At 38.4% G+C, this 16882-nt stretch carries 11 protein-coding genes and 1 pseudogene; 10 read left to right on the forward strand and 2 right to left on the reverse strand.

Features of this window, described 5'->3' with window-relative positions; all coding sequences use genetic code 11:
- The first annotated feature begins 41 nt into the window (after positions 1 to 41).
- Together GZH82_RS01895 and lepB are read left to right on the forward strand one after the other, a co-directional pair.
- Positions 42 to 590: a helix-turn-helix domain-containing protein gene (locus tag GZH82_RS01895; protein ID WP_162681065.1), complete on the forward strand. Its 549-nt coding sequence runs from the start codon at positions 42 to 44 to the stop codon at positions 588 to 590.
- A 108-nt stretch (positions 591 to 698) separates the two neighbouring features.
- A pseudogene (lepB, locus tag GZH82_RS01900) lies at positions 699 to 1281 on the forward strand (signal peptidase I).
- A 180-nt stretch (positions 1282 to 1461) separates the two neighbouring features.
- Here the strand turns inward: lepB and GZH82_RS01905 are convergent.
- Positions 1462 to 2097, reverse strand: a complete 636-nt coding sequence (locus tag GZH82_RS01905) for a hypothetical protein (RefSeq protein ID WP_162681066.1) — start codon at positions 2095 to 2097, stop codon at positions 1462 to 1464.
- A 186-nt stretch (positions 2098 to 2283) separates the two neighbouring features.
- Between GZH82_RS01905 and GZH82_RS01910 the strand changes: the two genes are divergently transcribed.
- The 6 genes from GZH82_RS01910 to GZH82_RS01935 all read left to right on the forward strand — a co-directional run bounded on the left by GZH82_RS01910 (position 2284) and on the right by GZH82_RS01935 (position 11480).
- Positions 2284 to 3012: a CPBP family intramembrane glutamic endopeptidase gene (locus GZH82_RS01910; RefSeq protein WP_162681067.1), complete on the forward strand. Its 729-nt coding sequence runs from the start codon at positions 2284 to 2286 to the stop codon at positions 3010 to 3012.
- Positions 3013 to 3146: 134 nt separating this feature from the next.
- Positions 3147 to 4568, forward strand: a complete 1422-nt coding sequence (locus GZH82_RS01915) for an alkaline phosphatase (protein ID WP_162682978.1) — start codon at positions 3147 to 3149, stop codon at positions 4566 to 4568.
- Positions 4569 to 4721: 153 nt separating this feature from the next.
- Entirely contained in the window at positions 4722 to 5114 is a 393-nt protein-coding gene (locus GZH82_RS01920; protein ID WP_162681068.1) for a (deoxy)nucleoside triphosphate pyrophosphohydrolase, read from the forward strand.
- Between the two features lie 4 nt (positions 5115 to 5118).
- Complete coding sequence (locus tag GZH82_RS01925) at positions 5119 to 7983, forward strand: DEAD/DEAH box helicase (protein WP_162681069.1); 2865 nt, start codon at positions 5119 to 5121, stop codon at positions 7981 to 7983.
- A 160-nt stretch (positions 7984 to 8143) separates the two neighbouring features.
- Positions 8144 to 9466 carry an Nramp family divalent metal transporter gene (locus GZH82_RS01930; RefSeq protein ID WP_162681070.1) on the forward strand — a complete coding sequence of 441 codons (1323 nt, stop codon included), beginning with the start codon at positions 8144 to 8146 and terminating at the stop codon, positions 9464 to 9466.
- A gap of 409 nt (positions 9467 to 9875) precedes the next feature.
- On the forward strand, positions 9876 to 11480 hold the full coding sequence (locus GZH82_RS01935; protein WP_238989684.1) for a BCCT family transporter: 1605 nt from the start codon (positions 9876 to 9878) through the stop codon (positions 11478 to 11480).
- 1031 nt (positions 11481 to 12511) lie between these two features.
- Here GZH82_RS01935 and cudC read toward each other — a convergent pair.
- The gene (gene cudC, locus GZH82_RS01940) at positions 12512 to 13063 is read right to left on the reverse strand and encodes a choline uptake/conversion transcriptional regulator CudC (RefSeq protein WP_162681072.1); all 552 of its coding nucleotides are present in this window, start codon (positions 13061 to 13063) and stop codon (positions 12512 to 12514) included.
- A 221-nt stretch (positions 13064 to 13284) separates the two neighbouring features.
- Here cudC and betB point away from each other — a divergent pair, with 221 nt between their 5' ends.
- Both betB and betA read left to right on the forward strand, forming a co-directional pair.
- Positions 13285 to 14778, forward strand: a complete 1494-nt coding sequence (gene betB, locus GZH82_RS01945) for a betaine-aldehyde dehydrogenase (RefSeq protein WP_162681073.1) — start codon at positions 13285 to 13287, stop codon at positions 14776 to 14778.
- Between the two features lie 129 nt (positions 14779 to 14907).
- Positions 14908 to 16602 carry a choline dehydrogenase gene (betA, locus tag GZH82_RS01950; RefSeq protein WP_162681074.1) on the forward strand — a complete coding sequence of 565 codons (1695 nt, stop codon included), beginning with the start codon at positions 14908 to 14910 and terminating at the stop codon, positions 16600 to 16602.
- The last annotated feature ends 280 nt before the right edge of the window (positions 16603 to 16882 follow it).

Consider the following 16882-nt stretch of genomic DNA (forward strand, 5'->3'; position numbering starts at 1 on the left):
TACATGATGTTCACTATATTGTAAATAGAAGGGGCTCAAAAATGGAAAATATTAACACAGTCGTTGCGGAAAACTTACAATATTACCGTCAAGCGCATCGTCTTAGTTTAGATAAAATCGCACAATTGACTGGCATTAGTAAAACAATGATTAGTCAAATTGAAAAAGGGGCAGCGAATCCAAGTATCAATACATTATGGAAAATCGCAAATGGATTACGTATTCCATTGACTTCATTAATTAGTGAAGAAAATGAAGCAATTCAAAAAATAGACCGTTCAGACATTCAGCCGATTTATAATGATGATCGCTCGGTCGTCGTTTATCCTTACTTTCCATATGAGGCGGCACATGCGTTTGAAATGTTTTGTATGCGTATGGATGCGGACAGTATACTCGAATCAGATGCACATCAAGAAGGTGCGAAAGAATACATTATTGTGAATGAGGGCACTTTAACACTTACTGTTGGAGACACACACTATGAAATTGAAGCGGGACAAGCAATCAGTTTTAATGCCAATACAGCGCATACGTACCGCAATCAAACAGGCGACCAGCTTAGAATTACGGCAACAATTCAATATTAATCGCGGAGGTAGTCTTCGGTAAGTGTGCCGGTAGACTGCCTCTTGTTGTGAAGTTGTGAAATATTAAGTAGCATAGAAATTGAAATGTATGCAAGAAAGGGGCATAGAATGAGAAAAGAAACAAAAGCTATATTAATAGTTATTGTAATCGCCCTAGTGATCGTCGGTTTCGTAAAATGGCTTATTTTCACACCTTACACGGTCAATGGCGCATCTATGCATCCTACATTTGAAACAGGTGACCGTGTCATTGTGAACAAACTGTCTCAAAAGCTGAATGTGCTTAATCACGGGGATGTCATTGTGTTTCATGAAGATGCGGAACGTGATTTTATCAAACGGATTATAGGCGTTCCTGGTGATCGTGTTGTATATCAAGATGATCAATTGTATATTAACGGCCAAAAGATAAAAGAACCTTATTTAAAAGCGAATAAAAAAGAAAAAGCAGCTGAATTTTTGACCGAAAACTTTGTCGGATATTGAGGGGTCAGAGGGAAGTACAACGATACCCCAAGGACATTATCTCGTCCTCGGTGACAATCGCCTGAACAGTATCGATAGTCGCTCATATACAGTAGGACTCGTGCCACACAAGAGTATTGTAGGAAAAGTATTTGTGAGATATTGGCCGTTAGAACGTGCGGAACTTCAGTTTAATCCGGGGACATTTGAAAAAGTTGAAGCATAAGGATGTTTCATATGAAACGGCGGCATTTAAAGAAATGTAAAAATCACGGCTATACTTCAGTGTTTGAAGTGTGACCGTGATTTTTTGGTTCGTTTTTAACGTTGTACGTTGTAGCTTAAACATTCCGTGTTCTAACGATTGCTGAATGATTCTGCGCGTTCCTAGACACTTTGTTATGGTTTAAATTTGTGGAATATTTTCGATGGCAATGACTTGATCATTTTGTGTGTAAACTTTAATTGTGTATGGATTGTCTTGGTGACTATCGTAATACCAAATGTTGCCATCTGTCATGTTAGGCGCTTGATGAACACCGATAAATTGTGCAGTCGTAACTTGATGTGGTGTGACATAGATATGTTCGACTTGATGTTGTGCGTTATAACTGACAGCAATATCACCATATGACGCGGCATCACGACCATCAATTTGAACAGTTTTTTCTGGAGGACCATGGGTTGCCTCGACATCTTTACGTGTTTCTCCGATATGAAAGTTTTGATAACCATCAATACGATCACTATGCATAAAGTCTTGGCTGAAGTCATATGACAGAACATCGAGGTGAACGGTGTGAGTACCTTGCTGGGTTTGAGTGGTTGTCGCTTTATTTTCTGTAGTGTTGAAATGGAGCTTAACTTGAGACAAACGGTAACCTCCATAAATCATCGCACCAAGCACAATGATGATGATTAAAATGATGAGTGCAATGAGCCATTTCGGATTAGATGATGGAGAAGGTTCGAATTTGGGCTGACGTTGTTGATGTGATGGATGGGTATGTTTTTGTTTACGAGACGTGAGGTCGCTTTTCAAAAAATAACCTCCTTTTATTTCTTTTAATAGTGACATTATAAGTAGTTGCAGAATTGGAAACAACTATAAAAGGCAAAATATAACGAAAAAATTGTATGTAAAATGAACATTCTCATCTGTTTCCAATGCAATTCAAATGATTTTTGGTATGATAATAACAAAAGTGAAAATAGGTGGTATGTAGTGATGACTCAAAGAGAACAAATTGCCGTGTGGACAGGTGTCATATACATCATACTCATGGGCATAGGTATGGCGATTGTGTCCGCATTAGGTTTCAGCTATAGTGACCCAGAAATGGTGCGCGTCATCGTCTTTTTTGAAATCATTTTTGCGGCATTGACTTTTATCGTTTATAAAAAATTGAAATTAACCGCATTGTCTGCACGCTTTCATTTTTCTAAGTGGCTCATTCCCTTTATTATCATTTTTATTGTGATGTTAAGTTTGTTTTTATTTACAGGAAACTGGACAGGGCGCCTTCCAATGATAGGATTAATTGCGCTGACGACGATGCTTGTCGGTTTTTCGGAAGAGTTGATGTTTAGAGGTATCGTCTTGCCTGTCTTATTAGAACGTCACGGTGTCATATTCAGCATCGTGATGAGTGCCGTATTTTTTGCGTTACTGCATGCAGTGAATGTATTTGCAGGTGTACCCCTATACGCAGTGCCTATTCAGCTATTAGCGACATTTTTATTCGGTCTAGTGTTCAGTTGTCTAGCGATACGTATTCGCAATATTATTCCGTTAATGATGTATCATTTTGTATGGGATTTTGTGTTGATTGCGCAACCTTTGACAGGTGCTCAAGTCGATACCGTGTCATTGATGGGTATTGCAGTTGAACTCATTGTTGTGATTCCAATCATGGTTTACACAGTGAAGCGTTATAAAGCGGTCAATGCATCATAGTGATTCAAAGGGTGGGGTGATATATTTCGCTTTGCCCTTTTTTACATACTTTTAATAATAACCTCACGCCATATTTAAATTGATTCATTACAATAGCAATGTATTTAATATTTGGTAGAGGAGTTATGACAGTTATGAAATTTAAAAAGCAGTTTGCACAATTATCCATTGCGAGTGCTTTGATCGCATCAACGTTAGGGACTGGACATGTGGCCTCCGCGTCAAGTGCAGGTGAAGGTCCTGAGCAACAAGCGGCGATGTACGGTGACACGAGCCATCCTAAAAATGTGATTTTCTTAGTGGGAGACGGCATGGGACCCGCGTACAACACAGCTTACCGTTACTTTGTGGACAACCCAGACACAAAAGAAATTGAGAAAACAGCTTTTGATGATTATTTAGTGGGGACACAACAAACGTATTCCGATGATGATAAAGAAAACATTACCGATTCTGCAGCGGCAGGAACGGCATTTAGTTCTGGCCATAAAACGTATAATGGAGCAATTGGAGTTGATAAACAGGAAAATGACTTAGAATCTGTACTCGAACGTGCGAAAAAGTTAGGAAAATCAACCGGTTTAGTCTCAACTGCTGAAATTACAGATGCGACACCTGCCGTTTATACCGCCAACATAGATGACCGTGATAAAAAAGATGAGATTGCCCATCAATTTTATGATCAACGTATTAACAATCAACATAAAGTCGACGTCATTTTAGGTGGCGGTGCGAAATATTTTGGTAAGGGAAATGGGAACATCACGGACCAGTTTAAAAATGATGGCTATGGTGTGGTCACAAATCGTCAACAATTAGAGAACGCAAATGAAGACCAATTGCTTGGCTTGTTTGCGGATAAAAATATGCCACTCGCGATTGATGCAGATGAGGACCAACCTGAATTGTTAGACATGCAAAAAGCTGCACTCGAGCGCCTTTCTAAAAATGATAAAGGTTTCTTCTTAATGGTAGAAGGGGCGTCTATCGATAAACAAGGTCATGCGAATGATATTACAGGGGTCATGTCCGAAATGGAAGGATTCGAAAAAGCATTTGCGAACGCGATTGATTACGCCAAATCACATCCAGACACACTCGTTGTTGCGACTGCTGACCATTCAACAGGTGGTTTAAGTATGGGGCAAGGCAGTGCATACGAATGGAACCCAGAACCGATTCAACAAATGAAACATTCAGGAAAATGGATGACAGAGCAAATTGCAGATGGAAAAGGTGTAGAAGAAACGATTCAAGCAGGATATGGATTTGACTTGAGTTCAAAAGAGATGAAAGACATTCAACAAGAAGCGGATGCATTGAAGAAGTTAGATGAAGAAAGTGACGATTACGAAGCCCAACAACAAAAACTGGAAGACGCCATTCAAGCACCGATTAACAAAAAATCCAATACAGGTTGGACAACAAACGGTCATACGGGTGAAGACGTGAATACCTATGCATTTGGACCAGGCGCTGACCAATTCCAAGGTAATATCGATAACACAGACAACGCGAAAAACATCTTCAACTTTTTTGGGGATGTTAAGCAGTAGAAGTGAATAAATAGGAATAAAATAAAGATACACGGACTGGGATATTGCGTTATCCTGGTCTTTTTTAATTTTTACAGTAAATAATGCACATTTAAACATTTTATGAGATCATTTATAATACAAATAATGAAATTTTAGAAAGGGGTATTGATAATGAAGAAAAAGATTCATGTTGTAGGTGCCGTTATTTTTGATCAACATAAAGTGTTATGTGCACAAAGAAGTGAAAGGATGAGCTTGCCTTTATTATGGGAATTTCCAGGTGGTAAAATTGAACAAGGAGAGTCTGATGTTGACGCATTGAAACGAGAAATTCGTGAAGAAATGGAATGTGATGTGGAAGTCGGTGACAAAATCACAACGACTGAATACGAATATGATTTTGCTGTCATCGTGTTAACGACTTACCGTTGTACATTGAAAGATACCTTGCCGACACTTACTGAACACCGAGCGATTGAATGGTTAGATAGTAAAGATTTACATCAATTGGAATGGGCGCCAGCTGATGTTCCAGCAGTAGATATCATAGTAAACGAGGCGTAACGAGATGGACTATTTACTTGATGATTTTAAAAATTCGTTACATAAAGGTTTTATCGATCGTTCTATTGAAAAACAAGGCCACTTTTTGCCTAAACTCCTCATTAATAATGCACAAGAAAATGTATTAGCGACAATTATTGATGAATTGTATCGCTGTGAATCATTTAGTATTTCGGTCGCATTTGTGACTGAGAGCGGTTTGGCAAGTTTGAAAACGCATCTTTATGAATTGAAGATGAAAGGCATTCGGGGTCGTATTTTAACCTCTAACTATTTATCGTTTAATTCACCTAAAATGTATGAAGAGTTAATGAAGTTAGAAAATGTAGATGTGCGTGTCACAAATGTGAGTGGTTTTCATGCAAAAGGTTATATTTTTGATCATGATTACTATACGTCGATGATTGTCGGCAGTTCTAACCTGACATCTCATGCATTAAAAGTAAATTACGAACATAATATTATGTTTTCATCCCATCGCAATGGTGATATCGTACATAAAGTTAAAAATCAATTTGAACAGTTATGGGAAACAAGTGAGCCATTAACAGTAGCGTGGATTGAAAACTATCGTAAAGTGTATCAACCGAAAACGAGACAAGCGATATTTGAAGTAGAACAAGCACAAATTGAAACACAACGTCAATTACAATCTGCTCAAGCTATCGTACCGAACATGATGCAACAAGAAGCATTGAGAGAACTGGAAATGATTAGACAGCAAGGAGAAAGTAGAGGCTTGATTATTTCAGCGACAGGTACAGGGAAAACGATTATGTCCGCACTTGACGTGAGACAGGTACAACCAGAAAAATTCCTTTTTATCGTACATAATGAAGGGATTTTGAGAAGAGCAATGGAAGATTATCGACGTGTGTTAGCAGATGAACCCGCCGATGCATTTGGATTATTAACTGGAAATGATAAACAAACAACTGCAAAATATTTATTTTCAACGATTCAAACGATTTCAAAACCTGAAATTTATGAACAGTTTTCGCCTGAATATTTCAATTATATTGTGTTTGATGAAGCGCATCGTGTAGCGGCCGCTTCATATCGACGTGTATTTGATTATTTTATGCCTGAGTTTATTTTAGGCATGACAGCGACACCTGAACGTAATGATACTTTAAATATATTCGAACTTTTTCATTACAATATTGCATATGAAATTCGTCTGCAAGCGGCATTAGAAAATGACATTTTATGTCCATTTCATTATTTTGGTGTGACGGATTATGAATTAGATGGCATGATTAGTGACGATACGACTTCGCTTCAAAAACTCGCTTCGGATGCACGTGTCAAACATGTGATTGAACGTACAGAGTATTACGGTTACTCTGGGGATGAACTTAAAGGGCTGATTTTCGTCAGTCGCAAAAAAGAAGCACACGCCTTAGCTCAAAAGTTATCAGAATACGGTTATCCGTCTGTAGCACTTACGGGTGAAGATAGACAACAACGTCGCTCAGAAGTGATTGCACAGTTACGCTTGGGTGAATTACAGTACATTATCACAGTAGATTTATTTAATGAAGGTATCGATATTCCAGAAGTGAACCAAGTAATCATGTTGAGAGCAACGACATCAAGCATTATTTTTGTACAACAGTTAGGTCGAGGTCTCCGTAAAAGCAGTAATAAAGATTTTGTGACGGTCATTGATTTTATCGGTAACTACAAAAATAATTACTTAATTCCTATTGCATTATCAGGGGATCCAAGTTATCACAAAGACAATTATCGTCGCTTTTTAACAGAACCATCTGTACTAAACGGTGTTTCAACAATTAATTTTGAAGAAGTTGCAAAAAAACAAATTTTTGAGTCACTTACCAAAGCGACATTAAATAGTGTCAAAATATTGGATGACGCCTATGAAAATGTTGAACGTCGAATTGGTCGACAACCTTTACTCATGGATTTTATCGATCAAAATGCTATAGATCCACTCATTATTTTAGAAAAATATAAAAATTACCATGAGTTTCTTGAAAAGCGTGGACATATAACAGAACCTTTAGAAGCAGCTGCATTCAAGAATTTAACTTTTCTATCAAGAGAAATTGCGCCAGGACTTAAGAATACAGAACATTTTATTTTACAACGATTGATAGAAGGCGATGCACGAAAATCAGAATTATTGGAGTATATGCAGCAGATTGATTCAGCAGTAACTGACGCTGATATTGAGACGACCTTAAGAATTTTAGATTTCAGCTACTTTAAAAACGATATCGAAAAATCGTATGGGCCCCCAGTGATTCATGTGAATGACGATGTTGTGGAATTAGCAGAACATTTTCAAAGCCAGCTCAATAGCGGACGGTTTCAACGTTATGTGGAGGACATTATTCGGCTCGGTCAATATAATAACGAAATGAAATTTCAAGGTCAAAATGAATTGATATTATATCAAAAATATTTCCGTAAAGACTTTGTAAAAATAATGAATTGGGATAAAGATGTATCGAGTACGATGTATGGTTATCAAGTGAGACATCAAATGGTACCCATTTTTGTCACTTATCATAAACAAGAGGATATTACAACGTCTACACAGTATGGCGACACATTTATTAGTCAAAGTGAATTTAAATGGTACACCCGTTCCAATCGTTCACTTAAATCTTCAGAAGTAGATGATATCGTTCACCATCAAGCCCGTAACATTCCATTATACCTATTTGTAAAAAAAGAAGACGCTGAAGGTAAAAACTTTTATTATTTAGGACGTGTGCATGTGATTGAGGGAACAGTAGAAGAAACAACGATGAAATCAGGAGAACCTGTTGTCACGATGCATTTTAATTTAGAGACGCCTGTTCGAGACGATATTTATCGTTATATCGTCGAACACTAACCCTCAATCAAATCCTATTTTACAAAAGCGATTGCGATATGCGTCGCTTTTAATTTTATCTCAAGTTGGATATAATAATATTGTCAATTTAGGCAATCCTAATTTAAAATTTGGATATGATATTTAACGATAGAGATAGAAGAGGAAAAGGTAGAATAAAATGAAAAAAAGTTTAGAAGAGATTAATGGAACGGTCGCATATCATCGTGATGCACCGTCATGGAAAAAAGTGTTTTTCTTTCTCGGACCGGGTGCGCTTGTTGCGGTGGGCTATATGGATCCGGGAAACTGGATTACGTCGATGGCAGGGGGCGCGCAATATGGCTATATCCTGTTGTCGGTCATTTTAATTTCGAGTTTAGCTGCGATGTTACTCCAAAGTATGTGTGCACGTTTAGGTATCGCGAGTGGGATGGATTTAGCACAAGTGACACGTGCGATGACACCTAAAAAAGTAGCAGTCGTACTTTGGTTATTTACCGAACTTGCGATTATGGCGACGGATATTGCAGAGGTCATCGGAAGTGCGATTGCGTTGAATTTACTCTTTCATATTCCTTTATGGCTCGGTGTGACGGTTACAGTATTAGACGTCTTTTTACTTTTAGCCATTATTAAGCTCGGTTTCCGTAAAATAGAAGCACTCGTTACGGTATTAGTGTTAACAGTGTTTATCATTTTCGTCTTTGAAGTCTACTTGTCAGATCCTATATGGGGCGATGTGTTCAGTGGCTTCTTACCGCAGTCGACTGTCGTGACACAACCCGGTGCTTTATATATCGCATTAGGGATTATCGGTGCGACGATTATGCCACATAACTTATACTTACATTCATCTATTGTTCAATCACGAAACTATGGGCGTCAATCAGATAAAGAAAAACGAGAAGCCATTCGATATGCGACGATTGATTCGAACGTCCAATTGTCACTCGCATTTATCGTTAACTGTTTATTATTAATTTTAGGGGCAGCACTGTTTTTCGGAAGCGGTGAAGCACTCGGTGGTTTTTATGATTTATACGATGCCCTCACACATTCAGAAGTATCTACTGTTATTGGTGGTGCGGTTATGAGTACATTGTTTGCGGTAGCGTTATTAGCTTCAGGACAAAACTCCACGATCACTGGAACGTTATCAGGCCAAATTATAATGGAAGGTTTCGTTCATTTGAAAATGGCACAATGGGTTCGACGCCTTGTGACACGCATCATTGCGGTGATTCCTGTCTTTTTCTGTTTATGGTTATACGGTTCGAGTACCGAGAAAATTGAAAATCTACTCATCTTTACGCAAGTCTTTTTAAGTTTAGCCTTACCTTTAAGTGTGATTCCGTTAGTCATTGCGACCAATAATCCTAAAATTATGGGCAAAGACTTTACCAATCCACGTTGGGTCAATCTCATTGCGTGGGCATTAGCGATTATTTTAACAGTGCTTAACATATATCTCATTTACGGTACATTTAGCGAATTTGGTTAATATTTTGAAACAAGGGCTCGGACATTCTGTTGTTCAAGCCCTTAATTTTGTTGAAAAAATACAAAATGAATCGAGTATGTTGTGTTAATTCGTTTCTTTTTACTCTCAGAAATCACAGCCACTAAAATAAATATATATTCATTCAATATGCATAAATAGTCATAATTTAAATCGTTAAATAAATTTTTAACATTCTTTATGTACTTTATAAAGGCGTTTTTACAATATTTCAGTTGTTAAAAAGTTATATATATTCAAAATAGACAATTAAATTGAATGTATGAAATTTGCATTAAAATTTGATTTTCGATAACCTATTGCTTGTATCAAAACGTTTAACATCAAGAATCAACAGAAAAGGAGTTAAAAAGAATAAGGGGGTTTAAAATTGCATAAAAATAATAAATTGATGGACTGGGTCGTGTTCATCGGTACGGCAATAGTATTATTGATGGCCGTCATACCGATGATGGTGTTTCCTGAACAAAGTCGCGCAGTGGTCGTTGCGATGAATGCGTTCGTTACATCCAAAATGGGCGCCATCTATCTCGTATTGGGACTTGCGATTTTTTGTTTTGTGTTATACATAGCTTTTGGTAAATATGGTTCGGTCACTTTAGGCCGTGCCAATGATAAACCAGAATTTAGTGACTTTGCGTGGGCTTCAATGCTGTTTTGCGCAGGTATCGGTTCAGATATTTTGTACTGGGGCGTTATCGAGTGGGCCTATTACTTCCAAGCACCACCACACAGTGCGAAACCATTTTCTGAGGAAGCTTTAAACTATGCGACAATGTATGGGATGTTTCATTGGGGACCTATAGCATGGTCGATTTACGTATTGCCAGCATTGCCGATCGCATATTTAGTATTCGTCAAAAAGCAACCTGTTTTCAAAATTAGCCAAGCCTGTCGTCCAATTTTAAGAGGGCAGACAGATAAAGCGTTAGGTAAACTTGTAGATATTTTATTCATTTTCGGGCTTATTGGCGGTACAGCGACGTCACTCGCATTAGGTGTACCGATGATTTCTGCTGGTCTTGAAAAGTTATTCGGTTTCGACGGGTCAAGTATGGTTATCAAAAGTATTGTTTTAATCTGTATTACGATTGTATTTGCTTACAGTTCGTACCAAGGTTTGAAAAAAGGAATTCAAGTGTTAAGTGACTTGAACGTCTGGTTATCATTTGTTTTATTAGGCTTTATCTTTGTCGTTGGCCCAACCATTTTCATTATGGAAACGACAGTTACAGGCTTTGGGAACATGTTGAAAAACTTTTTCCAAATGGCGACATGGCTCGAACCATTCGGCGGTATTGGAGGACGTGAAGAGACAAACTTCCCACAACAATGGACGATATTCTATTGGTCATGGTGGATTGTTTACGCGCCATTTATCGGTCTGTTCATCGCGCGTATTTCAAAAGGACGTACATTAAAAGAGGTCATTTTAGGTACGATTGTTTATGGTACATTCGGCTGCGTCCTATTCTTCGGTATTTTTGGTAACTTCGCCGTATATTTACAAATTTCAGGTCAATTCGATGTGATTCAATTTTTAAATTCACACGGTACGGAAGCGACAATCATCGAAGTCATTAGCCAACTGCCATTCTCAAAAATCATTATCGGACTGTTTATCTTGTCAGCGTTCTTATTCTTAGTCACAACATTTGACTCAGCATCATACATTGTTGCGGCAGCTACGCAAACACGTGTTAAAGGGGAACCTATCAAGTTAAACCGTCTATTCTGGGCATTTGCGCTTTGTTTACTCCCATTTTCACTCATGTTAGTCGGTGGAGAAAAAGCGTTAGAAATCTTACAAACCGCTTCTATCGTCGCTGGTGTGCCACTGATTGTTATCTTTATCATCATCATGATTTCCTTTATGATGATTTTAGGTGGAGACCGCATTGCCTTACAAAGCCGTGCCGATCGCTTTAAACGCATCGAACGCCGCTCATTAAGAATTTTACGTGTCGGTGAAGACGAAGAAGACGACAATTTATAACGATACAAAATAATGGTGTAGGACAGAAATCTCACGAACGAGGTTTCAGTCTCCTACACTATTTTTTATGAGTTTCAATAAATATTTCGGACTTATACATAAAACGGGATTGGGCTAATAATTGTTAAGCTGTTGTGAATTGAAAACTTTTTTGTGAGAATGAGTAGAGAGGAATGAATTCGTAAGGTGAACATATATGCATTTTTATAATGACTTTTAATGAAGCATGCATACATCAGCCAAAGTGAAATTATAGTAATTTTAATGAGAGGGAAATCTGAGTATCATCAATTGCATAAAACATAGAAGCCTATTAGCCATTTGTCAATCATTCTCACCTATGAAACTTATAATGATATGGAGGTGATGGCATATGACAATCATCATCAATTTAGATATTTATATACCAATATCTTTGACGATGATAGGTACTTTATGCATAACCTTTGTTTTGTATAAAAAGTCAAAAAAATAAGCTCCCGTTACGGCAATAACGAGAGCACCTAATCATAGGCTATAATGATTAACATACGTTGAGTCGGTAGCTCACTAATATGTTACTATGTTTTTGCACCTAGCTCAAGTTTAACCCACTTGCTAGGTGTTTTTTTGATAATCAAATTATAGCACCTCGATAAAGAAAAGACAACTCTTTTTAAATGACAGTCAGAATGCTCACTATACCCACTCTCAAATCCAATCAAAAAGAAGAAGGAAAGAGATGCAGAAGTATTTAATCCATCTCCCAAAGTCGAAGTGATGTAAGTTTATAAGTACTGATAGAAAATAAAGCTTGCTCACACCCCAGATTGCAAGAATGCCCGAGACTCCCGAGGGATCAGCCGCAGTCGAAAATCCGCTAACGCTTCACCTATGTAACATTTAATCAAGCGTTAGCTAGTTGAGACAAGGCCTCTGGGAACGTGAGGGCAAATTCTGCAATCGGTCTGAGATTGCTATCCAATGCATATTTTCTATGCAAAAAAGCTTTATGCATGTCATTTTATCAACATCGCATAAAGCCCTTATCATCATTCCTTCGATTCTGGAATAGGAAAATACTCAAAAATCTTCCCACTCTTCAACGCATTACTAATCGACTCAAGCCAATAATAATACACACGAGAATCTTCCAACTGTGCCTTAATCTCAACCGCATCTTCTTTCACATCATCCGCCACATCATCCGCCGCAATTATCTCATCAATCATTGCCTCAGACTCTTTCAATGCTGCCAAATTAATCGAAATTTCACGATTCCATTTTTGAGTGAAAAAATTACAGAAAAACTCAAAAAAATCTTTCTCAGCCTCGAAATGTTGTTTGCGACTGCCACGTGTCAGACGTTGTTTCACAATATCAAACTCTTGCAACTTTTTCACACCCGCACTCATACTCGGCTTACTCATCTGTAACTCTTGGCGCATTTCATCCAGTGTCATACTTTCTTTAAAAAGCATAATGCCATACAAATTCCCAACGCTACGATTAATGCCATAAAGGTCCATCGTCTCAGCGATAGAATTAATGACAATATCTTTCGCTTCTTCTAATTTGGCTTCATATGTTTTTGCACGTACCATTATGACGACACCTCCTATCATCATAAAACATTTTAACATTTAACTTGAAAAAAGCGAGTCATTAATTAAAAAAATTTCTAATATTCTTTATCAATTTAACGCTTTTTGAAGGAATGTGCAAAGCAATCGCTAGCAGTTGACAGGGTCTTTTTTTATATGATAAAGTAAAGTTTGTGAAATTCGTTAAATAAAAATTTAACAAACTTAACGGAGGGATACTGATGGAAGCTGTAAACCGATTATCTCGTCGCCAATATATAGATGGTGAATGGGTAGAGAGTAGTAATAAAGCAACACGTGAAATCATTAATCCGTATAATCAAGAGGTCATTTTAGAGGTGGCAGAAGGAACTGAAACAGATGTTGAACGTGCCATTCTTGCAGCTCGTCGCGCATTTGACGAAGGGAGTTACGCGAACGAAACGGGTGAAACGAAAGGCCAAAAAGTACGTGCGATTGCGGACAAAATTAAAGAAAACCGTGAAGAATTAGCTTATTTAGAAACATTAGATACAGGTAAAACGTATGAAGAGTCATTAGTAGACATGGATGACATTCATAACGTCTTCATGTATTTTGCAGGTTTAGCAGATAAAGACGGTGGCGAATTGATTAACTCACCGATTGAAAATACAGAAAGCAAAGTTGTGAAAGAGCCAATCGGTGTTGTGACACAAATCACACCATGGAACTATCCGTTATTACAGGCGTCATGGAAGATTGCACCTGCATTAGCGACAGGTTGTTCACTTGTGATGAAGCCGAGTGAGATTACCCCTTTAACGACAATTCGTGTTTTTGAATTAATGGAAGAAGTTGGCTTTCCAAAAGGTGTGATCAATTTAGTTTTAGGTGCAGGTTCTGAGATTGGCGATGTTTTATCTTCACACCCTGAAGTGGACTTAGTGTCATTCACGGGTGGTATTAAAACAGGTAAGCATATTATGAAAAAAGCAGCCGATCATGTGACAAACATCGCACTTGAATTAGGCGGTAAAAATCCAAACATTATTTTTGATGATGCAGACTTTGATCTTGCGGTAGACCAAGCGTTGAATGGTGGCTTTTTCCACGCAGGTCAAGTATGTTCAGCCGGTTCACGTATTATCGTGCATAACGCTATTAAAGACAAATTTGAAGAAGCTTTAATTAGTGCTGTGAAAAAAATCCGCTTAGGTAACGGTTTTGACAAATCGACTGAATTTGGACCACTCATTTCAGCAGAACACCGTGCGAAAGTTGAAAAATATATGGAAGTCGCTAAAGAAGATGGCGCTACTATTGCGGTTGGCGGCCAACGTCCAGAACGCGAAGACTTACAAAATGGCTTTTTCTTTGAGCCGACTGTGATTACAGACTGTGACACATCAATGCGCATTGTCCAAGAAGAAGTATTCGGACCTGTTGTGACAGTGGAAAGCTTTGACACAGAAGAAGAAGCCATTCGATTAGCGAACGACTCCATTTACGGTCTTGCGGGTGGTGTCTTTACGAAAGATATCGGTAAAGCACAACGCGTCGCAGGCAAAATGAGAATGGGGACAGTTTGGATTAATGACTTCCATCCTTATTTCGCGCAAGCGCCATGGGGGGGTTACAAACAATCAGGTATCGGCCGTGAACTCGGTCATCAAGGTTTAGAAGAATATTTAGAAACGAAACATATTTTAATGAATACCAATCCTGAACCGGTGAAATGGTTTAGCCAATCTTAAAATTCGAGCACTGAACAGATTGATAAAGATAAAAAGGTCATGATTCACATCACGTACCGACACCACGACAGTTCATGACTTTTGTACATAAATGACGAGAAAATACAAAGTTATGGAGGAGTTTTTGTTATGAGTAAAGCGTACGATAAAATGTATGACTATATCATTATCGGCGGCGGTAGTGCGGGGTCCGTTTTAGGTGCACGTTTAAGCGAAGACAAAGATAAAAAGGTGTTGGTCCTTGAAGCGGGACGTAGTGACTACCCATGGGACTTATTAATTCAAATGCCTGCCGCGTTAATGTATCCATCTGGTAATCGTTTCTATGACTGGAAATACGAAACTGATGGTGAACCGCATATGGGTGGCCGCAAAGTATTCCACACACGTGGGAAAGTGTTAGGTGGTTCAAGTTCAATTAACGGTATGATTTATCAACGTGGGAACCCGTTAGACTATGAAAAATGGGGCCAACCAGAAGGCATGGACACGTGGGATTATGCGCATTGTTTACCTTACTTCAAACGTTTAGAAACGACATTCGGTGCAGATACGGATGATCCGATTCGTGGCTTAAATGGACCAATCAAATTACGTCGTGGCCCAGCTGATAACCCATTATTCCATGCCTTTTTCGATGCGGCGGTTGAAGCGGGTTATCGCAAAACAAAAGACGTGAATGGTTTCCGTCAAGAAGGTTTCGGTCCATTCGACAGTCAAATTCATAACGGTCGTCGTGTATCAGCATCACGTGCGTATTTGCGTCCAGCGATGAAACGACCTAATTTAACAGTAAAAACACGCGCATTTGTAGAAAAGCTTCATTTCGATGGTAATACGGTCACAGGTGTGACATACAAACGTAATGGCCGTTTACACAAAGTGCTTGCGAAAGAAGTCATTTTATCAGGTGGTGCGTTCAATACACCACAATTATTACAACTATCAGGTATTGGTGACTCCGAACATTTACGCTCACTCGGTATTGAGCCACGCATTCATTTACCAGGTGTGGGTGAAAACTTTGAAGATCATTTAGAAGTTTACATCCAACATACATGTAAAGAGCCAGTGTCCATGCAACCAAGTTTAAATAAACTCAAAATGCCGTTCATCGGTTTAGAATGGCTCACACGTCGTACAGGTGCAGCGGCAAGTAACCACTTTGAAGGTGGGGGCTTCGTACGTTCAAATGACGAAGTGGATTATCCAAACTTAATGTTTCATTTCTTACCATTAGCGGTACGTTACGACGGTCAAAAAGCAGAAACTGCACATGGCTATCAAGTTCACGTCGGTCCAATGTATTCTAACTCTCGCGGTAGTTTAAAAATTACGTCAACGAATCCGTATGTGAAACCGAAATTCGTGTTTAACTACTTATCAACAGAAGAAGATCAACGTGAATGGGTCGAAGCCATTCGTGTCGCACGTAACATTTTAAAACAGTCTGCATTAGATAAATTTAACGGTGGCGAAATTTCACCAGGACCAAGCGTTCAAACAGATGAAGAAATTTTAGATTGGGTACGTCGAGATGCGGAAACAGCGTTACACCCATCATGTAGTGCGAAAATGGGTCCAGCGAGTGATCCAATGGCAGTAGTAGACCCATTAACTATGAAAGTACATGGTATGGCAAACTTACGTGTCGTGGATGCGTCAGTGATGCCAACAACGACAAATGGTAATATTCATTCACCTGTATTGATGCTAGCTGAAAAAGCGGCAGATATTATCCGTGGTAGACAACCATTAGAACCTGAATATGTGGATTATTATGTTCATGGTAAGAGCGATCCAGATGCAGGTGCAATTGATTAATAGATGAACAATATAGCGATTGGTTTTGAGATTGTTGTGACGATTTCAAAATCAGTCGCTTTTTTGTGTAGGAAACGATGAATTATTTCATAGGCTTCATTTTACGTGGCGATGAAATTTCAACATAGGATTCAGGTCATCAGAAATAGAAAACGGTTGACTTAGCATTACTCAGTATGTATAATAATGCAATATAAAGAATAAATAATCAAAAAGGTGTGATGAAGATGGGACGTACACAACGACTTTAAAACAATTGAAGGCTTTTAAAGGAAAGAGT

Origin of the sequence: Staphylococcus sp. MI 10-1553, assembly GCF_010365305.1 — a bacterium.
In the GTDB taxonomy this organism is placed as follows: domain Bacteria; phylum Bacillota; class Bacilli; order Staphylococcales; family Staphylococcaceae; genus Staphylococcus.